Origin of the sequence: Pseudorhodoferax sp., from assembly GCF_047601025.1 — a bacterium.
GTDB lineage: Bacteria > Pseudomonadota > Gammaproteobacteria > Burkholderiales > Burkholderiaceae_C > Pseudorhodoferax.
In genome coordinates this window covers 2,042,870-2,060,957 of record NZ_JASGJZ010000001.1, presented here as the reverse complement: position 1 = coordinate 2,060,957, position 18,088 = coordinate 2,042,870, and the positions used below count along the sequence as shown (strand labels likewise).

The window sequence follows — 18,088 nt, the reverse complement described above, 5'->3', positions numbered from 1 at the left end:
GGGGATCGGCGCCTTCTGCCAGGGCGCGCGGACGGCTGCCCAGGCGCGCGCCCGGGGCCGGCCTGGGCCCTCACCACTGCCCGGCTTCGACCCGGATCGCGACCTCGCAGTCCTCGAAGATCTCCAGCTTGGCGATCCTCACGCGCACGCCCAGCACGCCGGGCAGCTGCATCAGCCGCTGCGCCAGCTTGCCGATCAGGCTCTCCAGCAGGTTCACGTGCTCGGCCGTGCACTCGTCGATGATGATCTGGCGCACCTTGCGGTAGTCCAGCACGTGGGTGATGTCGTCGTCGCGCGGGCGCAGCGGCTGGGTGCCGAGGTTCAGCTCGGCGTCGACCTGGATCGGCTGCGGCGCCGTCTTCTCGGAGGCGAGGATGCCCAGGTTGGCGTCGAAGCGCAGCCCGGTCAGGTGCAGCGTCTGGTTGCCGGCGGCGTTGATCGTCATGACGGCTTTCCCATCAGCGAGAAATCCCGCTCGAATTTCATCAGGTGCTGGCCGCCGTCGACCAGCAGCGTGGTGCCGGTGATGGACTGGTTCTCCAGCGCGAAGCGCACCGCCGCGGCCACGTCCCCGGGCGTGGACGAGCGGCCCAGCGGCGACAGCCGATGGCGCGCGGCGAACTCGTCGTCGCTCAGCAGGTGGCTGGTCAGCGTCAGGCCGGGCGCCACGCCCACCACGCGCACCAACGGCGCCAGCGCCTGGGCCAGCAGCGTGGTGGCGGCCTCCAGCGCGGCCTTGGACAGCGTGTAGCTCAGGAAGTCGGGATTCGGATTCCACAGCTTCTGGTCCAGCAGGTTCACCACGGCACCGCTGCACGGCGGCGCGGCGCGCGCCGCCAGCAGCCGGTGCAGCTGCTGCGCCAGCACGATGGGCGCGCCGGTGTTGCCGCGCCAATGGCGCTCCATGGCGGCATAGCCGAAGTCCGCCACGCTGTCCTGCTCGAACAGCGAGGCGTTGTTCACCACCGCGTCGACCGGCCCGAGCGCGGCCTCCACTTGCGGCAGCAGCGCGCGCGTGGCGCTTTCATCCGCCAGGTCGCAGGCGAATGCGGCATGGCGGCGGCCGGCGGCGGCCGGGCACGCGGCGCAGTCGGCCACGGTCCGCCGCGCGTCGGCCTCGGAGCTGCGGTAGTGCACGGCCACCTGCCAGCCGGCACCGGCCAGTTCCAGCGCGATGGCGCGGCCGAGCCGGCGGCCGGCGCCGGTGACCAGCACCGTGCGGGGAGCGGATGTCATTCGGCGAGAATCCTGCGGTGCACGAAAAGACTGCGCATCCTACTGGAAGCCCCGCGCTGCAGGACCGCATCGCCCAGGCCATCGACGCCGCCGGCGGCTGGCTGCCGTTCGACCGCTTCATGGCGCTGGCGCTGTATGCGCCGGGCCTGGGCTACTACGCGAACGCGCAGCCCAAGTTCGGCGCGATGCCGCAGCAGGGCAGCGATTTCGTGACGGCGCCCGAGCTCTCGCCGCTGTTCGGCCGCACGCTGGCGGTGCAGGTGGCCGAGGCGCTGGAGCGCACCGGCACCGACGAGGTCTGGGAGTTCGGCGCCGGCACCGGCGCGCTGGCCGCGCAGCTGCTGGACAGCCTGGGCGAGCGCGTGCGGCGCTACACCATCGTCGACCTCTCGGGCACGCTGCGCGCCCGCCAGCAGGCGCGGCTGGCCGTGCACGCCGGCCGGGTGCGGTGGGCCGACGCGCTGCCCGACCGCATCGACGGCGTGCTGGTCGGCAACGAGGTGCTGGACGCGATGCCGGTGCGCCTGTTGCACCGCGTGGGCGGGCAGTGGCACGAGCGCGGCGTGGCGCTGCAGGCCGGCGCGCTGGCCTGGCGGGACCGGCCGACCGCGCTGCGCCCGCCGGTCGCGATCCCCGGCACGCACGATTACCTGACCGAGATCGGCCCGCAGGCCCAGGCCTTCGTGCGCACGCTGGCCGGCCACGTCGCCCGCGGCGCAGCGCTGTGGATCGACTACGGCTTTCCCGAGGCCGAGTACTACCACCCCCAGCGCAGCGCCGGCACGCTGATGTGCCACCAAGCCCACCGCGCCGACGCCGACCCGCTGGCCGACGTCGGCGCCAAGGACATCACGGCGCACGTGGACTTCAGCGCCGTCGCCGTGGCCGCGCAGGACGCCGGCTGGAACGTGCTGGGCTACGCCAGCCAGGCCCGCTTCCTGATCAACTGCGGCCTGCCCCGGTTCATGCAGGATGCGCCGCTGCCGCAGCGCGCGATGGCGCACCGGCTGATCGCCGAGCACGAGATGGGCGAGCTGTTCAAGGTGCTGGCGCTGTCCCGGGGCGTCGCGCCCTGGGACGCCGTCGGCTTCGTGCAGGGCGACCGCAGCCACACGCTCTGACCCCATGCTGCGCTGGCTGCTCGTCGTCTTCCTGGCCTTGATGCTGATCAACTGGCTGCAGCCCCTGCTGGCCAAGCTGGGCTTCGGCCGGCTGCCGGGCGACCTGCACTTCCGGCTGTTCGGCCGCGACTGGTCGGTCCCGCTGACGAGCACCGTGCTGCTCAGTGCCGTCGCCAGCCTGATCGCCAAGCTGATCTGAGAACGCACATGAAAGCCTGCATCGACATCGGCGGCACCAAGGTAGCCGTCGGCCTGGCCGCGCCGGCGCCGCCGGGCGCGCTGCCCGCCATCCTGGCGCGCCAGAGCGAGCCGACCGCCAAGACCGGCCCGCCCGAGGCGCTGGCGCGGCAGATCCTGCGGCTGCTGGACGCGGCCTGCGCCGAGGCCGGCGTCGATCCGGCCCGGGTGCGCTCGGCCGGCGTGTCCTCGGCCGGCCCGTTCGTGATGGAGGACGGGCGCATCGCGCTGGCCACGCCCAACATCTGCGGCGGCATCGCCGGCCCCGCGCGCGGACTGCCGAACGACTGGACCCGCGTGCCGATCGAGGCTCCCCTGGCCCATCGCTTCGCGCACCTGCGCGTGGAGAACGACTGCGTGGCCGCGCTGGAAGCCGAGCGCCGCTGGGGCGCGTTGCAAGGCCAGGACCACTGCGCCTACGTGACCTGGAGCACCGGCATCGGCGTGGGCCTGTGCGTGGACGGCCGCGTGCTGCGCGGCAAGAACGGCAATGCCGGGCATGCCGGCCACACCTTCGTCAGCGACGACGACGCGGCCCTGTGCGGCTGCGGCAACGTCGGCGACGTGGAAGCGCTGGTGGCCGGCAATGCCATCGCGCGCCGTTTCGGTGCCGACGCCGCGCACTGGATGGCCCGCGCTCGCCAGGGCGACGCCGCGGCCGAGGCGATCGTCGACGGCCTGTGCCGCGTGCTGGGCCGCCTGCTCTACAACCTGGTCGCCACCCTGGATCTCTCGCGCATCAGCCTGGGCGGCAGCGTGTTCTGGCACCACCGCGCGTATTTGCTGCCACGGCTGCAATCCATCGTGCAGGCCCATTTGCCGCCGTTGACGCAGGGCGTTTTGCTGCACGAGGCCGGCCTGAAAGACCAGGTGGGCGATTATGCGGCGCTGGCCCTGGCGCCCGATTGGACGAATCCGGCGGCCGATTAACCCGGGAATATCCGCACCGCCCGGCACCCATTCACCTGCGCCGCCGGTTTTTCCTATAATGCGCCGGCCTGCCAGGGACCGGCAGGGAAAATGGATGGACGCAATGAGCACTTACAAGGAATTGCTGCAGCAGCGCGAGCAGCTGAATCAGCAGATCGAGCAAGCCAGGCAACGCGAGAATCAGGAGGCCGTCGACAAAGTCCGCGCGATCGTGGCTGAATATGGCCTGACGCCGGACGACGTGTTCGGCCGCCGCGGCAAGGGCGCCAGCACCGCCGGCACCAAGGTCGCCCCCAAGTACCGCGACAAGGCCACCGGCGCAACCTGGACCGGCCGCGGCAAGCCCCCGAAGTGGATCGAGGGCAAGAACCGCGAGGAATATCTGATCGACTGATCCGCGCTCTCGCGCACCGCGCCGCGGCGTCACACCGCCGCGGCCGGCCGGAGATATTCCTCCAGCGCCCGCACCCGGGCCTGCCAGATCCGGTCGCCGATTTCCGGCCCCTTTCGCCCCTGCGCCAGCGCCTGTGCCGATATGACGTCGGTCGGCACGGCCAGTGCCGCGCGCAAACCCTCCGCCAAACGCTTCGCCTGGGGATATTCGTCCTCCTGGCGGCCCGCGCGCCCGCGGGCGTCGCATTCGCAGGCCAGCAGCGCCGCCTCGAATCGCGCCGGCTTGCGGATCGCATCGCAGCGCTCGAACAGGCGCAGCATGGCGGCGGCGCCCAATTCCATGGAACGGTGGATGTTGCCGTGCTCGCGCGCGACGAGATCGGCCAGCTCGCGGCATTCATTCGGCACGCGCAGCCGGCCGCACAGGCCGGCCAGCAGCTGGGCACTGCGCAACTCGTGGCCGTGGTGGCTCGGCAACAGATCGGCCGGCGTCGCGGCCTTGCCCAGGTCGTGGCACAGGCACGCGAAGCGCACCGGCAGCGGTGCCTCCAGCCGCGCGGCCAGGTCCAGCACCAGCATCAGGTGCACGCCGGCGTCCACCTCGGGGTGGTGATCGGGGGGCTGCGGCACGCCCCACAGCGCGTCGACCTCGGGCAGCAGCCGGGCCAGCGCGCCGCAGCCGCGCAGCACCTCGAACATGCGCGAGGGCCGCGGCTCCATCAGGCCGCGCGCGAGTTCCTGCCAGACGCGCTCGGGCACCAGCGCATCGACCTCGCCCTCGTCCACCATCTGCCGCATCAGCGCCTGGGTCGCGGGCGCCACCGTGAAGTCGGCGAAGCGCGCGGCGAAGCGCGCCAGCCGCAGGATGCGCACCGGGTCCTCGCGGAAGGCCTCGGACACGTGGCGCAGCACCCGGGCCTGCAGGTCGCGCGCGCCGCCGTAGGGGTCGACCAGGCCCTGCCACCCCCGGGCGCCGGGCGGCAGCGCCATCGCGTTGATGGTCAGGTCGCGGCGTGCCAGATCCTGCTCCAGCGTGACGTCCGGCGCGGTGTGGAACGCGAAGCCGTGGTAGCCGCGCGCGGTCTTGCGCTCGGTACGGGCCAGCGCGTATTCCTCGTGCGTCTGCGGATGCAGGAACACCGGAAAGTCCTTGCCGACCGGCAGGTAGCCGGCGTCCAGCATCTGCTGCGGCGTGGCGCCGACCACCACCCAGTCCCGGTCGTGCACCGGCAGGCCCATCATCGCGTCGCGCACCGCGCCGCCCACCTGGAAGATCTGCATCGCGGCAGTGTAGTAACCGTGCGATGCCGGGGCGCATGCGCCCCGCATGCGCGGCACCCGCGGGGCGCCCGGCCCCACGGGTGCCGGCCATTCAGAAGAAGCCCAGCGCCTTCGGGCTGTAGCTGACCAGCAGGTTCTTGGTCTGCTGGTAGTTGGACAGCGCCATCTTGTGCGTCTCGCGCCCGATGCCGGACTTCTTGTAGCCGCCGAAGGCCGCGTGCGCCGGATACAGGTGGTAGCAGTTGGTCCACACGCGCCCGGCCTGGATCGCGCGGCCCATCTGGTAGGCCTGCGTGCCGTTGCGCGTCCACACGCCGGCGCCCAGGCCGTAGGTGGTGTCGTTGGCGATGGCGACGGCTTCCTCCATGGTCTTGAAGGTGGTGACCGAGGCCACGGGGCCGAAGATCTCCTCCTGGAACACGCGCATGTCGTTCCGGCCGAACAGCAGCGTGGGCTTGACGAAGAAGCCCTCGTCCAGCTCCTGGCCGGGCCGGTTGCGCTCGCCGCCGGTGAGGCACTGCGCGCCCTCCTGGCGGCCGATGTCGATGTAGCCCAGGATGCGCTCCATCTGCTGCTGCGACACCTGGGCGCCGACCATGGTGCTGCGGTCGAGCGGGTGGCCCTGCTTCATCTTCTGCACGCGCTCCACGGCGCGCTCGATGAAGCGCTCGTACACCGACTCCTGGATCAGCATGCGCGACGGGCAGGTGCAGACCTCGCCCTGGTTCAGCGCGAACATGGCGAAGCCTTCCATGGCCTTGTCGAGGAACTCGTCGTCGGCGTCCATCACGTCGGCGAAGAAGATGTTGGGGCTCTTGCCGCCCAGCTCGACGGTGGAGGGGATCAGGCTCTCGGCGGCCGCGCGCAGGATGCGCTGGCCGACGGCGGTGGAGCCGGTGAAGGCGATCTTGGCGATGCGCCGGCTGGTCGCCAGGGCCTCGCCGGCCTCCTTGCCGAAGCCGTTGACCACGTTGACCACGCCCGGCGGCAGCAGGTCGCCGATCAGCTCCATCAGCACCATGATCGACGCCGGCGTCTGCTCGGCGGGTTTCAGCACCACGCAGCAGCCCGCGGCCAGCGCCGGCGGCAGCTTCCAGCAGGCCATCAGCAGCGGGAAGTTCCACGGGATGATCTGCCCGACCACGCCGATGGGCTCGTGGAAGTGGTAGGCCACCGTGGTCTCGTCGATCTCCGAAATGGCGCCTTCCTGCGCGCGGATGCAGCCGGCGAAGTAGCGGAAGTGGTCGATCGCCAGCGGCAGGTCGGCCACCATGGTCTCGCGCAGCGGCTTGCCGTTGTCGATGGTCTCGGCCACTGCCAGCAGCTCCAGGTTCTGCTCCATGCGGTCGGCGATGCGCAGCAGGATGTTCGAGCGCTCGGCCACCGGGGTCTTGGCCCATTTGTCCTGCGCGGCGTGCGCGGCGTCGAGTGCACGGTCCACGTCGGTGGCGTCCGACTGCGCCACCTTGCAGAACGGCTTGCCGGTGATCGGCGAGACGTTGTCGAAGTAGCGGCCCGCGGCCGGCGCCACCCATTTCCCGCCGATGAAGTTGTCGTACTGCTGCTTGTACGGGTAGGCGAGGTCGAGGTTGAAGCGCTTGAGCTCGAACATGTCCATGGGATGTCTCCTGCGAAGGCGAAAGGGAAGCCGTTATCGCACGTTCCACGCCGGCGCGGCCACGCCTCGCCCCCCTGGGATTTACCCTGATCCCGGGTGCGTTGCATACTGCGGCCCATGTCCACCACCGAACCCTCCGCCGCGCTGCACCTGCGCATCACCGGCCGGGTGCAAGGCGTGTACTACCGCGCCAGCATGGCCGGACAGGCCCGCGCGCTGGGCGTGCGCGGCTGGGTGCGCAACCGCGCCGACGGCAGCGTGGAAGCCGAGGTCCACGGGCCGGCCGCGGCGCTCGACGCCCTGCTGGCATGGTGCCGCCGCGGCCCGCCGGCCGCGCGCGTGGACGCCGTGCAGTCCACGCCGCTACCGGCCGGCACTGCGCCGCCGCCGGCCGGCTTCGAGACGCGGGCCGACGCGCCATGAACCACAGGCCGCACACCGGCCGATCGCCCTCCGCTCACAGCTCACAGCTCACAGCTCACAGCTCACAGCTCACAGCTCACAGCTCACAGCTCACAGCTCACCATACCCCCGCATTCCATGCCATCGACTGTCCTGATCCTCAAGGCCGGCTCCACCTTCCGCGCGCTCGTGCCGCACATCGGTGATTTCGAGGACTGGATCCGCGCCGGCCTGGACGCGCCGGAGCTGGCCGTGCGCGTGGCCGACGCGCGGCGCGACCCGCTGCCGCCGGCCGAGACGCTGGCCGGCGTGGTGATCACCGGCTCGCACGCCATGGTGACCGACCGTGAGCCCTGGAGCGAGGCCGCCGCGGCCTGGCTGCGCGGCGCGGTGCAGGCCGGCCTGCCGGTGCTGGGCATCTGCTACGGCCACCAGCTGCTGGCGCATTGCCTGGGCGGCGAGGTCGGCTACCACCCCGGCGGCATCGAGATCGGCACGGTGCCGGTGCAGCTGCGGCCCGCCGCCGCGGACGACCCGCTGCTGGGCGGGCTGCCGCCGCGCTTCGAGGCCCACGTCGTGCACCGGCAGTCCGTGCTCGCCCTGCCCGAGGGCGCGGTGCTGCTGGCCGGCAACGCGTTCGAGCCGGTGCAGGCCTTCCGCGCCGGCAGCGCGGCCTGGGGCGTGCAGTTCCATCCGGAGTTCAGCGCCCAGGCCATGCGCGGCTACGTGGACGGGCTGCGCCAGGACCTGCTCGACGACGGCCGCGACCCGGACGCGATCCACCGCCAGGTGGCCGACACGCCGGCCGCCGCCAGCGTGCTGCGCCGCTTCGCGCACCACCTGCAGCGCCGCGCCTGACGCGCGTTCGCGCCACCCCACGGCCGGGACGGCATGGCGCCGCGGCCATGCCGGCAGCCGCCCGGCTTCAGGGCTCCACCAACCCCAGGAAATGGTCCAGGATCTGGAAGTGGTCGTCGTGGAACTGGTCCTCCAGCTCCGGCAGGCGCGCGATCGGCACCCATTCCACGTCGCGCGCGTCGTCGCCGGCCTGCACCGCCGGCAGGGCGCGGTCGCCCAGGTCGAAATAGTGCGCATGCGTGATGGTGCGGCCGCGCTGGCTGCGGTCCGGTGCGTCGAACACGGCGACGGATTTCAGGCACCGGCGCAGCGCGGGCTCCAGCATGGCCAGGCCGGTCTCTTCCTCCAGCTCGCGCACGGCCGACTGGTAGACCGTGTCGCGCGGCTCCAGGAAGCCACCCGGCACCGCCAGCAGGCCGCGGCCGGGCGCCTGGCCGCGCCGGATCAGCAGCACCTGGTCCTGGCAGCGGATCACCGCGTCCACCGTCACGAACACCGGCGGGTACGGCGCGCCAGCCCATTCGGCGCGGCCGCGCGCGAGCGCACGCCACTCCTCGGCCAGCGCAGGCAGGTGGCCGGCGTCGAGCCAGCCGCGCAGGAACTCCTGCGTGTTCGGATGCAGCAGCGGCGCCATGCGCGCCAGCGCCTCCTGCGCCTGCCCGGGCGCGGCGCCCAGCAGCGCATCGCGCACGGTGCGGCTGTCGTAGGGGCCGAAGCCGTCCACGGTCCACAGCTTCCATGCGGGAAAGTCGCGCAGCCAGGCGCTGCTGGCGTCCTTGAAGTGCGCGGCCAGCAGCACGCGGCCGTCCGGCGCGAGTTCGTGCGCGGCGCGGCGCACGCTGGCGGCCCAGCGCTGCTCGTCGTACAGGTCGCGCAGCGGCCGCAGCTCCACGCGCTCGCGCTCGGCCTCCGGCAGCGCCAGGCGCAGCATCTCGGCGCGCTCCTGCCAGGTCCACGGCTGGCGCGGCGTGCGCGGCTGGTGGGCCGAGCCCAGCAGCACCAGGCAGCGGCGCGCCTGCGCCAGCGCCTGCAGCAGCACGGCCCGGTGGCCCAGGTGGAAGGGCTGGAAGCGGCCGATGCAGACGACCAGGTCGCAGGGGCGATGGGGCATGGCGGCTCCAGGGGGCGGGACGGCGGCTCGGACCGCGGGGTCAGAGCTTGGAGAAATCCGGCTTGCGCCGCTCCATGAACGCGCCGAAGGCCTCGCGCGCGGCGGGCTCGCCGAGCATGCGGCGGAACAGCGCACCCTCCTCGTCCATGCGCGCGAGCACCTGCGCGGCCTGGCCCTGCTTCAGCAGGCGCTTGGTCTCGACCAGCGAGGTCAGCGGCTTGGCCGCCAGCTTGCGCGCCTGGGCCTGCGCCAGCGCGTTGGCCTCGGACGGCGGCACCACGCGGTTGACCAGCCCGACCTCCAGCGCGGCCTCGGCCATGAAGGGCTCGCCCAGCAGCAGCGCCTCGGCCGCGCGGTGGTAGCCCATGGCCTGCGGCACCAGCAGGCTGGAGGCGGCCTCGGGCACCAGGCCCAGGTTCACGAACGGCATCGAGAACGCCGCGTTGTCGCCGGCGTAGACCAGGTCGCAATGGAACAGCATGGTCGTGCCCACGCCGACGGCCGGGCCGCAGACCGCCGCCAGCAGCGGCTTGGACAGGCCGGCGATGCCGCGCAGGAAGCGGAACACCGGCGAGTTCTCGCGCGAGGGCGGCGCGTTCAGGAAGTCGCCGATGTCGTTGCCGGCGCTGAAAATGGTCTCGTGGCCCTGCAGCACGACCACGCGCTGCGCCGGGTCGGCGTCGGCCGCGGCCAGCGCGTCGGCCAGTTGGCCGTACATCGCGGCGGTGATGGAATTCTTCTTGTCGAGCCGGTTGAAGGTCAGGGTGGTCACGCCCGCGTCGATGTGGATCAGGATGTCGCTCACGGGTCACTCCTTGTAGTAGACGATCTGGTGCGAGGTGGCCAGCATCTCGCCGGCCTCGTTCCACAGCTGGGCGGCCTGGTCGAAGAAGCCGTTGCGGAACGCCTGGCCGCGCGCCTGGCCGAACAGGTAGCCGGTGCCCGAGCGCGCCAGCAGCGCGGCATCGGCATGGAAATAGGTGGTGAGGGACACGGTGCCGGCCGGCACGCGCGTGGCGCGGCGCAGCCACACGCGCGGATAGAACACGTCGGCGATGGCGGCCAGCGACAGGAAGTCCAGCGGGCGCTCCGGCACGTCGCGCACCCACATCTGCGTCAGGCTGTGCTCGCCGCCGCCGTCCCAGCGGCCGGGCAGGTGCCCGTGCACCGGGCGCATGTCGTAGCGGTTGAGCCACTCCACGCCCAGGATCGTCTGCCGCGCCAGCCCGCCCGGCCGCGGCGCGGGCGGCATGGCCTCGTCGCTCAGGCCCCAGGTCTCGCGGCGCACGGCGGTGACGGCGGTGCCGGTCAGCACGGTCTCGGGCTGGCCGTCGGCGCCGGGCTGCGTCATGGCCAGCGTCCAGTGCTGGGTCGAGCGGTTGGTGCGCACCGGCACGGCGGCCAGCCGGTACTCGCCGGGAGCCAGGGCCGCGGCGTAGTTGACGGTCAGCGCGACCGGCGCGCCCAGCAGCTGCGGGTGCGCCAGCACGCCCTGCAGCGCGCTGGCGGCCGTGATGCCGCCGAACGGGCCAACCATGTTGGCCCAGGCCGGATGCGGCGTGCCGCGGTAGTGGTCGCCGCCCTCGTGCCGCAGCGCGACGGCCTGGTCGAACGGATGCGTGCTCATGTCGGGGTCGCCTCCTCGGCGGGTGCCGGCGGCAGGGGCTCGACCAGCCGGTCGATGAACTGCGGCTCGGCGAACAGGAAGCCCTGCGCCTGCCGGATCGTGGTGTGCGCGAGCAGGTACTGCCGCTCGGCCTCGGTCTCCACGCCCTCGGCCACCATGTCGATCTGCAGCGCGTTGCACAGCGACTCGATGGCCTTCAGGATGCCCTGGCTGCGCGGGCGCTCGTGGATGGCGGTGACGAAGGCGCGGTCCACCTTGACCTCGTCGGCCGTGATGTCGGCGAGCATGGACAGCGAGGAATAGCCGGTGCCGAAGTCGTCGATCGAGACACGCACGCCCATGGCGCGCAGCTGCGGCAGCACGTGGCGCTGGAAGCGCTGGGTGGCGACCAGCGCCTCCTCGGTCAGCTCCAGCACCACGTGGCGCGCCAGGCCGCTGGCCTGCAGCCGGTGCGCCACGCTTTCCATGAAGGGTACGTCGCCGGCCTGGCGCGCGGTGATGTTCAGGCTGACCCCGATGTGCGCGCCGTGGCGCTGCACCAGCGCCGGCAGGTGGCCGAGGACGTCGTCCAGCACGAAGCCGGTGATCTCGTCCACCAGGCCGAGCTCGCTGGCCAGCTCGATGAAGCTGCCGGGCAGCCGCACCGTGCCGTCGGGCTCGACCCAGCGCACCAGCGCCTCGAAGCCGCGCACCGCGCCGCTGGCCAGTTCCAGCTTGGGCTGGAACGCCGCGCGCAGGCGCCGCTCGCGGATCGCCGCGCGCAGCCGCTGCTCCAGCGCCATGCGCGCCGTCAGCGCGTTGCCCATGGCCATGTCGAAATAGCTGGCGCTGCCCTTGCGGTCGCTCTTGGCGCGGTACATGGCGCTGTCGGCGCAGCGCTGCAGCGCCTCGTAGGTGGTGCCGTGCAGCGGGTAGATGCTGGCGCCGACCGAGGCCGAGGTCAGCACCCGGTGGCCTTCGATCTCGAACGGCTGCTTCAGCACGTCGAGCACGCGGTTGATCAGCGCCGGCAGGTACTGCTCGTCGTCCAGCGGGTTGATCAGCAACAGGAACTCGTCGCCGCTGATGCGCGCCAGCGTGTCGGCCGGCCGGATCGTGGCGGTGATGCGTTCGGCCACGGCGCGCAGCAGCGCGTCGCCGATGGCGTGGCTGTAGTAGTCGTTGACCTGCTTGAAGTTGTCCAGGTCGATGAAGGCCAGCGCGAACATGCCGCCGCGCTGGTGCGAGCGCATCGCGGTGTCGACGATCTGCTGCATCAGCGTGCGGTTCGGCAGGCCGGTCAGCGCGTCGTGGAAGGCGCGGCGCGACAGCTCCTGCTCGAACAGCTTGCGCTCGGTGATGTCCACCATCGCCGACAGCAGCAGCCGCTCGTCCAGGATGCGCACCGGCTTGCCGGTCACCAGCAGCGTGTGCGGCACGGCGCCGATCACCACCGTGCGCTCGCGCGAACGCTGCTCGCCGCTGTCCAGGTGCCGCGTGAAGGCGGCGCGCCGGCGTTCGCAGTCGACGGACGATCCGCCCAGCAGCGCGAACGACGGCCGGTTGCGCAGCGCCTCGATCGGCTCGCCCAGCGCCTGCGCCACCAGGTGGTTGGCGATCAGCAGCCGGCCCTCCTCGTCCTGCACGGCCACGCCCATGGGCAGCATGTTGACCGTCTCCTCCAGCAGCTGCGCGTTGCGGCGCGCCGCCTGCTCGCTGCGGCGCAGCTGCTCGGTCAGCTCGCGCAGGCGCTGGCTCTCGGCCGCGCTCTGGCTGGCGTAGCGGGTCGCCAGCGCGTGCGAGACCAGCACCGAGAAACGCCGCGCCAGCGCCACGTGGCCGCGGTCGAACGGCTCGCCGCCCGCCGGCCGCAGCAGCACCAGGATGCCGCGCCGCTCGCGCACGCGCAGCGGCATGTACAGCGCCGACTGCACCGGCGACAGCCCGCGCGCCGCCGCGCCCTGCCATTCCGGCAGGTCGACGCTGGTGAAGGTGGTCGCCACGCGCCCGGCCAGCACCTTGCGGAACAGCGCCGCGACCGGCCAGACGGCGCCCTGCAGCGCCGCCGGCTCGGCGACGATGCAGGCCAGCTGCGGCGCCTCGCCGCCGGCCACGGCGTCCTCGGGCTCGGCCAGCAGCATGGCCTGCGAGAAGGTGAACACCAGGTGCAGCGAGGCGAACACGCGCGCGAAGGGGTCGTCATCCACGCCCAGGCTCAGCAGCGATTCCAGCGCGTCCAGCAGCTGCTGCGCCTGGGCGCTGGAGCGCTGCAGCGCGTCGTGCCGGCGGCGCAGCGACAGCAGGGCCTCGCGCAGCTCCTCGGTGCTTTCCAGCGGCGCGGGCGGTTGCAGCTGCAGCGATTCGGGCATGTGCATCAGCGGGCGAAGACCAGGGCCGAGATCATCAGGTTGCCGTGCACGTTGCGCCCGATCAGGTAGCCCTGCTCGCCGAACGTGAAGCAGCTCAGGAACGGCACGGCGTCCAGGCTCCGCGCCACGGCCTGCGCCACCTCGCCGATCTGCGGGCCGACCGCCGTCTTGCAGCCGCTGCAGTACACCAGCAGCACGCCTGCCAGCGGCGCCGACGGATCGGGCAGCGCCGCGCGCGCCTGCGCGACGACCTTGCCGGCGCGCTCGATCAGCCGCTGGCGGTCGCCGCGCATGGCGTAGACGCGCTCGCCGGCCTGCAGGTCGCAGAACGTGCGCAGCGCGCCCTGATCGGTGACCGCGAGCGGATGGACCAGCAGGAACTGCGAGACGCCGTCGGCCTGGCCGGCCAAGGTGGCCAGCGGATGCATGGTGGTCTCGGCCAGCACGGTGCCGCCGTCCAGGTGCGCATCGATGCAGCCCGCGGTCCAGCGGTTGTAGACCGCGGCGGCGGGCTCGTCGTCGATCGAGACGATCTCGCGGCCGCTGGCATCATCGGCGCCGGCGGCCGCCGGCAGCGGGCCGATGCCGGTCACGATGCCGCTGGGGCCGGCCGGCTCGTAGCCGCCCTGGAACGCGAAGCCGACCGGCGTGGACGGCAGCAGCACGGCCACCACCAGGCCATCGGTCAGCGGCCCCTGCGGGCCGAGCTGGCGCCAGCGGCCGCTGATGTCGTCGTCGGCCGAGGAGCCGCCGATGACGGGGCAGCGGTCGCCCACCACGCGGCGCAGCCCGCGCAGCACCTGCTCCTCGCGTCCGGGCGCCTGGTAGATCCAGATCAATTCGGGCAGTTCGCCGGGCGCACCGGCCACGCGCAGCGCCTCGTGCAGCAGCGCCTCGGCGCCTTCGGCGGCATCCTCGCCGAGCGGGCCGGCGGCGACGCCGTAGTCGCCGTCGGGGTCGGACAGGCACAGCAGCCCGATCGATTCGGACCCGCCGAAGCCCTGCCGGCTCAGCACGCCACCGCTGGACGTGCCGCCGATCAGCCCGGCCTGGGCAAAGCGCTCGCGCAGCCGTTGGTGCAGCAGCGCATCGTCATGGCCGCAGCCGTAGAACACGAAGACCAGCTGCGGGTCCGGGCAGCCGGCCGCCTGCCCCATCAGCGCATCGAGCGCGTCCTGCGTGCTCGGCGCGCTGGCCACGTAGCTCGTCAGTGCCGTCATGGTGTGCCTGCGAATGCGCCCCTCGGCGCGAAGAGCGGAACGGTAACACGCCTTACGACGCTCGCACGGCACGCGGCGGGCTATACGCGCTCGAAAATACCCGCCGCACCCTGCCCCATGCCCACGCACATGGTAACCATCCCGTAACGCAGCTTCCGGCGCCGGAGGGCATGCACCACGGTGGCCGAGCGGATCGCACCGGTCGCGCCCAGCGGGTGGCCCAGCGCGATCGCGCCGCCCATCGGGTTGACCTTGGCCGGGTCCAGGCCCAGCGTGCCGATCACCGCCAGCGACTGCGCGGCAAAGGCCTCGTTCAGCTCGAACCAGTCGATGTCGGCCAGCTGCAGGCCAGCGTTGGCGAGCGCGGCCGGGATCGCCTCGACCGGGCCGATGCCCATGATGTGCGGCGGCACGCCGCGGCTGGCATAGCCGGCGAAGCGCGCCAGCGGCACGAGGCCGAACCGCTTGAGCGCGCGCTCGCTGACCAGCACCAGCGCGCCGGCGCCATCGGAGGTCTGCGAGCTGTTGCCGGCCGTGACCGAGCCGCGCGCGGCGAACACCGGCCGCAGCCGGGCCAGGCCTTCGAGGCTGGTGTCGGGGCGCGGGCCCTCGTCCAGCGCCAGCGTCCGGCGCTGCTCGACGGTCCGGCCGGCGGCCAGGTCGGCGGTGCGGTCGACCGCCTCGATCGGCGTGATCTCGTCCGCGAACTCGCCGGCCTGCTGGGCCGCGAGCGCGCGCTGGTGCGAGGCGAGCGCGAACGCGTCCTGCGCCTCGCGCGAGACCTTCCACTGCAGCGCGACCTTCTCGGCCGTCAGGCCCATGCCGTAGGCGATCCCGTAGTCGTCCAGCTTGTCCGTGTCGGCGAAGATGCTGGGCGACAGCGAGGGCGAGTTGCCCATCATCGGCACCATGCTCATGCTCTCGGTGCCGGCGGCGATCATCACGTCGGCCTCGCCGACGCGGATGCGGTCGGCCGCCATCTGCACGGCCGACAGGCCCGAGGCGCAGAAGCGGTTGACCGTGATGCCGCCCACGCTGTGCGGCAGCCCGGCCAGCACCGCGCCGATGCGCGCGACGTTCAGGCCCTGCTGGGCCTCAGGGATGGCGCAGCCGCAGACGACGTCTTCCACGGCCTTGGGGTCCAGCCCCGGCACCTGGGCCATGGCCGCGCGCAGCACGGCGGCCAGCATGTCGTCGGGCCGCAGGTTGCGCAGCGCGCCGCGGTGGGAACGGCCGATCGGCGTGCGCGTGGCCGCGACGATGTAGGCGTCTTGAACTTGCTTGCTCATGTTCTTCTCCGGGGGTCAGTTGCGCAGCGGCTTGCCGGTGTTCAGCAGCCCCAGGATCCGCTCCTGCGTCTTGGGATGCACGATCAGCGCGCAGAACGCCTGGCGCTCCAGCGCCATCAGGTACTCCTCGTCGACCAGCGTGCCGGCGTCCACGTCGCCGCCGGTGACAACGCCGGCGATCAGGCTAGCGATGTGGAAGTCGTGCCGGCTGATGAAGCCGCCGTCGCGCATGTTGACGAGCTGGCCCAGGATCGTCGCCCTGGCGCTGCGGCCGGCGACCGGGAACTGCCGCCGCATCGGCGGCCGCCAGCCGGCATCGGCCATGGCCTTCGCCTGCGCCAGCGCCACGTACAGCAGCTCGTCCTTGTGCGGCACGACGATGTCGGCGTCGAGCAGGTAGCCGAGCTTGCGGCTCTCCAGCGCGCTGGTGCCGACCTTGGCCATCGCGGCAGCGGCGAAGCCTTCGCTCAGGAACTTCAGCAGGTCCTTGTCGGTCGAGGCGGCCGCGTTCTCGGCGGCGCGGCGCGCGATGTAGGTGAGCCCGCCGGCGCCGGGCACCAGGCCCACGCCGACCTCCACGAGGCCGATGTAGCTCTCCATCGCGGCCACGCGGCGCGCGCTGTGGACCGCCAGCTCGCAGCCCCCGCCCAGCGCCAGGCCGCGGATCGCCGAGACCACCGGCACCGCGGCATAGCGCAGCCGCAGCATGGTCTGCTGTAGGAAGCCCTCGGCATCCTCGATCGCGGCCACGCCCACGGCCATGAAGGCCGGCAGCATGGCCTGCAGGTCGGCGCCGGCCGAGAACGGCTCGTCGCCGGACCAGATGACCAGGCCCTGGAAGTCCTGCTCGGCCAGCTCGACGGCGCGCATCAGGCCTTCGGCGACCTCGGGGCTGATGGCGTGCATCTTGGTCTTCAGGCTGGCGATCAGCACCTCGCCGTCCAGCGTCCACAGGCGGATCGAGGCGTCCTCGTGCAGCGTGGTGCCGGCCGTAGAGAACGGCTGCGCGCCGCTGCCCAGCACGCTCTCGGGGAACAGCTGGCGCGCGTGCACGGGCAGGCGGCGCGGCGGCTCGAAGCGGCCGCTCGCCGGGTTGAAGGAACCCTCGGGCGTGTGCACGCCGCCGGCCTCGGCGACGGGGCCCTTGAACACCCACGCGGGCAGCGGCGCGCTGGACAAGGCCTTGCCGGCGTCGATGTCCTCCTGCACCCAGCGGGCGACCTGCAACCAGCCCGCCTCCTGCCACAGCTCGAACGGCCCCTGGCGCATGCCGAAGCCCCAGCGCATGGCCAGGTCCACGTCGCGCGCGGTGTCGGCGATCGCGGCCAGGTGCACGGCCGCGTAGTGGAAGCTGTTGCGCAGCACGGCCCAGAGGAAGCGGCCCTCGGCGCCCTCGGCCTCGCGCAGCAGCTTCAGGCGCTGCGCGGCGGGCTTCTTCAGCATGCGCTCGTAGACGGCGTCGGCCTTGCGGCCGGCGGGCACGTAGTCGCGGCTGGCGAGGTCGAAGCGCAGCACGTCGCGGCCGACCTTCTTGTAGAAGCCGGCCTTGGTCTTCTGGCCCAGGTGGCCGAGCTCCAGCAGCGCCTTCAGCACCGGCGGCGTGCCGAAGCTGGCGTAGAACGGATCGGTCTCGGCGCTGAGCGTGTCCTGCAGCGTCTTGATCACGTGCGCCATGGTGTCCAGGCCCACGACGTCGGCCGTGCGGAAGGTGCCCGAGGAGGCGCGGCCCAGCTTCTTGCCGGTCAGGTCGTCGACCACGTCGTAGGTCAGGCCATGGCGCTCGACCTCGTGCATCGTGGCCAGCATGCCGGCGATGCCGATGCGGTTGGCGATGAAGTTCGGCGTGTCCTTGGCGCGCACCACGCCCTTGCCCAGCGCCGTGGTGACGAAGGTCTCCAGGTCGTCCAGCACCTGCGGCTGCGTCGCCGGCGTGGCGATCAGTTCCACCAGCTGCATGTAGCGCGGCGGGTTGAAGAAGTGGATGCCGCAAAAGCGCGGCGCCACGGCAGCCGGCAGCGCCTGGCCCATCTTGGCGATCGACAGGCCCGAGGTGTTGGACGCCACGATGCCTTGCGGCGCCAGGTGCGGCGCGATCTTCGTGTACAGGTCCAGCTTCCAGTCCATGCGCTCGGCGATGGCCTCGATCACGAGGTCGCAGCCGGCCAGCAGGCCGAGGTGCTCGTCGTAGTTGGCGGGCTGGATCAGCGCGGCGTCGTCGGCCACGGCCAGCGCGGCGGGCTTCATCTTCTTGAGGCCCTCGATCGCGCGCAGCGCGATGCCGCTCTTCGGGCCTTCCTTGGCGGGAAGGTCGAACAGCACGACGGGCACGCGCACGTTGACCAGGTGCGCCGCGATCTGCGCGCCCATGACGCCGGCGCCGAGCACGGCGACCTTGCGGATTGTGAATTTCGACATGT

At 72.4% G+C, this 18,088-nt stretch carries 17 protein-coding genes; 6 read left to right on the top strand and 11 right to left on the bottom strand.

Annotated features, from left to right (window positions below; genetic code table 11):
- Nucleotides 1-70: 70 nt before the first annotated feature.
- Both QM782_RS09685 and QM782_RS09680 read right to left on the bottom strand, forming a co-directional pair.
- Nucleotides 71-445, bottom strand: a complete 375-nt coding sequence (locus QM782_RS09685) for a dihydroneopterin aldolase (protein ID WP_415202709.1) — start codon at nucleotides 443-445, stop codon at nucleotides 71-73.
- Entirely contained in the window at nucleotides 442-1,236 is a 795-nt protein-coding gene (locus tag QM782_RS09680; protein ID WP_415202708.1) for an SDR family oxidoreductase, read from the bottom strand. Before QM782_RS09680 ends, QM782_RS09685 begins: the two co-directional genes overlap by 4 nt.
- Here QM782_RS09680 and QM782_RS09675 point away from each other — a divergent pair.
- From QM782_RS09675 to QM782_RS09660, 4 genes are all read left to right on the top strand, one after another.
- The gene (locus tag QM782_RS09675; protein WP_415202707.1) at nucleotides 1,230-2,357 is read left to right on the top strand and encodes a class I SAM-dependent methyltransferase; all 1,128 of its coding nucleotides are present in this window, start codon (nucleotides 1,230-1,232) and stop codon (nucleotides 2,355-2,357) included. The two genes, QM782_RS09680 and QM782_RS09675, sit on opposite strands and share 7 nt — an antisense overlap.
- A gap of 4 nt (nucleotides 2,358-2,361) precedes the next feature.
- Nucleotides 2,362-2,556, top strand: coding sequence for a DUF2905 domain-containing protein (locus tag QM782_RS09670; RefSeq protein WP_415202706.1), 195 nt, complete (start codon nucleotides 2,362-2,364; stop codon nucleotides 2,554-2,556).
- Nucleotides 2,557-2,564: 8 nt separating this feature from the next.
- A complete protein-coding gene (locus tag QM782_RS09665) occupies nucleotides 2,565-3,524 on the top strand; it encodes an ROK family protein (RefSeq protein WP_415202705.1) in 960 nt (319 codons plus the stop codon).
- 103 nt (nucleotides 3,525-3,627) lie between these two features.
- Nucleotides 3,628-3,918 (top strand): H-NS family nucleoid-associated regulatory protein, encoded by a 291-nt coding sequence (locus tag QM782_RS09660; RefSeq protein WP_415205619.1) that lies wholly within the window; start codon nucleotides 3,628-3,630, stop codon nucleotides 3,916-3,918.
- A 29-nt stretch (nucleotides 3,919-3,947) separates the two neighbouring features.
- Here the strand turns inward: QM782_RS09660 and QM782_RS09655 are convergent, their stop codons facing one another.
- Both QM782_RS09655 and QM782_RS09650 read right to left on the bottom strand, forming a co-directional pair.
- Entirely contained in the window at nucleotides 3,948-5,198 is a 1,251-nt protein-coding gene (locus QM782_RS09655; RefSeq protein ID WP_415202704.1) for a multifunctional CCA addition/repair protein, read from the bottom strand.
- A 91-nt stretch (nucleotides 5,199-5,289) separates the two neighbouring features.
- Complete coding sequence (locus QM782_RS09650; protein ID WP_415202703.1) at nucleotides 5,290-6,816, bottom strand: aldehyde dehydrogenase family protein; 1,527 nt, start codon at nucleotides 6,814-6,816, stop codon at nucleotides 5,290-5,292.
- Nucleotides 6,817-6,933: 117 nt separating this feature from the next.
- Between QM782_RS09650 and QM782_RS09645 the strand changes: the two genes are divergently transcribed.
- Nucleotides 6,934-7,239, top strand: coding sequence for an acylphosphatase (locus QM782_RS09645; protein ID WP_415202702.1), 306 nt, complete (start codon nucleotides 6,934-6,936; stop codon nucleotides 7,237-7,239).
- Nucleotides 7,240-7,356: 117 nt separating this feature from the next.
- Complete coding sequence (locus QM782_RS09640) at nucleotides 7,357-8,076, top strand: glutamine amidotransferase (RefSeq protein WP_415202701.1); 720 nt, start codon at nucleotides 7,357-7,359, stop codon at nucleotides 8,074-8,076.
- A 67-nt stretch (nucleotides 8,077-8,143) separates the two neighbouring features.
- Here the strand turns inward: QM782_RS09640 and QM782_RS09635 are convergent, their stop codons facing one another.
- The 7 genes from QM782_RS09635 to QM782_RS09605 form a co-directional block, all read right to left on the bottom strand.
- Nucleotides 8,144-9,187 carry an NUDIX domain-containing protein gene (locus QM782_RS09635; protein WP_415202700.1) on the bottom strand — a complete coding sequence of 348 codons (1,044 nt, stop codon included), beginning with the start codon at nucleotides 9,185-9,187 and terminating at the stop codon, nucleotides 8,144-8,146.
- A 40-nt stretch (nucleotides 9,188-9,227) separates the two neighbouring features.
- Entirely contained in the window at nucleotides 9,228-9,992 is a 765-nt protein-coding gene (locus QM782_RS09630; protein ID WP_415202699.1) for an enoyl-CoA hydratase, read from the bottom strand.
- 3 nt (nucleotides 9,993-9,995) lie between these two features.
- The gene (locus QM782_RS09625) at nucleotides 9,996-10,814 is read right to left on the bottom strand and encodes an acyl-CoA thioesterase (RefSeq protein ID WP_415202698.1); all 819 of its coding nucleotides are present in this window, start codon (nucleotides 10,812-10,814) and stop codon (nucleotides 9,996-9,998) included.
- Nucleotides 10,811-13,168, bottom strand: coding sequence for a putative bifunctional diguanylate cyclase/phosphodiesterase (locus QM782_RS09620; RefSeq protein ID WP_415202697.1), 2,358 nt, complete (start codon nucleotides 13,166-13,168; stop codon nucleotides 10,811-10,813). Before QM782_RS09620 ends, QM782_RS09625 begins: the two co-directional genes overlap by 4 nt.
- Nucleotides 13,168-14,382 carry an FIST signal transduction protein gene (locus tag QM782_RS09615; protein WP_415202696.1) on the bottom strand — a complete coding sequence of 405 codons (1,215 nt, stop codon included), beginning with the start codon at nucleotides 14,380-14,382 and terminating at the stop codon, nucleotides 13,168-13,170. Before QM782_RS09615 ends, QM782_RS09620 begins: the two co-directional genes overlap by 1 nt.
- An 80-nt stretch (nucleotides 14,383-14,462) precedes the next feature.
- A complete protein-coding gene (locus QM782_RS09610; protein WP_415202695.1) occupies nucleotides 14,463-15,671 on the bottom strand; it encodes an acetyl-CoA C-acyltransferase in 1,209 nt (402 codons plus the stop codon).
- A gap of 15 nt (nucleotides 15,672-15,686) precedes the next feature.
- Nucleotides 15,687-18,086: a 3-hydroxyacyl-CoA dehydrogenase NAD-binding domain-containing protein gene (locus QM782_RS09605; protein WP_415202694.1), complete on the bottom strand. Its 2,400-nt coding sequence runs from the start codon at nucleotides 18,084-18,086 to the stop codon at nucleotides 15,687-15,689.
- Between the last annotated feature and the right edge of the window lie 2 nt (nucleotides 18,087-18,088).

Excerpts from the sequence above, each read along its gene's own strand:
- QM782_RS09645 (WP_415202702.1), top strand. The coding sequence starts at position 6,934 with ATGTCCACCACCGAACCCTCCGCCGCGCTGCACCTGCGCATCACCGGC.
- QM782_RS09610 (WP_415202695.1), bottom strand. The coding sequence starts at position 15,671 with ATGAGCAAGCAAGTTCAAGACGCCTACATCGTCGCGGCCACGCGCACG.
- QM782_RS09625 (WP_415202698.1), bottom strand. The coding sequence starts at position 10,814 with ATGAGCACGCATCCGTTCGACCAGGCCGTCGCGCTGCGGCACGAGGGC.
- QM782_RS09655 (WP_415202704.1), bottom strand. The coding sequence starts at position 5,198 with ATGCAGATCTTCCAGGTGGGCGGCGCGGTGCGCGACGCGATGATGGGC.
- QM782_RS09605 (WP_415202694.1), bottom strand. The coding sequence starts at position 18,086 with ATGTCGAAATTCACAATCCGCAAGGTCGCCGTGCTCGGCGCCGGCGTC.
- QM782_RS09620 (WP_415202697.1), bottom strand. The coding sequence starts at position 13,168 with ATGCACATGCCCGAATCGCTGCAGCTGCAACCGCCCGCGCCGCTGGAA.
- QM782_RS09665 (WP_415202705.1), top strand. The coding sequence starts at position 2,565 with ATGAAAGCCTGCATCGACATCGGCGGCACCAAGGTAGCCGTCGGCCTG.
- QM782_RS09650 (WP_415202703.1), bottom strand. The coding sequence starts at position 6,816 with ATGGACATGTTCGAGCTCAAGCGCTTCAACCTCGACCTCGCCTACCCG.
- QM782_RS09685 (WP_415202709.1), bottom strand. The coding sequence starts at position 445 with ATGACGATCAACGCCGCCGGCAACCAGACGCTGCACCTGACCGGGCTG.
- QM782_RS09675 (WP_415202707.1), top strand. The coding sequence starts at position 1,230 with ATGTCATTCGGCGAGAATCCTGCGGTGCACGAAAAGACTGCGCATCCT.
- QM782_RS09615 (WP_415202696.1), bottom strand. The coding sequence starts at position 14,382 with ATGACGGCACTGACGAGCTACGTGGCCAGCGCGCCGAGCACGCAGGAC.
- QM782_RS09660 (WP_415205619.1), top strand. The coding sequence starts at position 3,628 with ATGAGCACTTACAAGGAATTGCTGCAGCAGCGCGAGCAGCTGAATCAG.
- QM782_RS09670 (WP_415202706.1), top strand. The coding sequence starts at position 2,362 with ATGCTGCGCTGGCTGCTCGTCGTCTTCCTGGCCTTGATGCTGATCAAC.
- QM782_RS09640 (WP_415202701.1), top strand. The coding sequence starts at position 7,357 with ATGCCATCGACTGTCCTGATCCTCAAGGCCGGCTCCACCTTCCGCGCG.
- QM782_RS09680 (WP_415202708.1), bottom strand. The coding sequence starts at position 1,236 with ATGACATCCGCTCCCCGCACGGTGCTGGTCACCGGCGCCGGCCGCCGG.
- QM782_RS09635 (WP_415202700.1), bottom strand. The coding sequence starts at position 9,187 with ATGCCCCATCGCCCCTGCGACCTGGTCGTCTGCATCGGCCGCTTCCAG.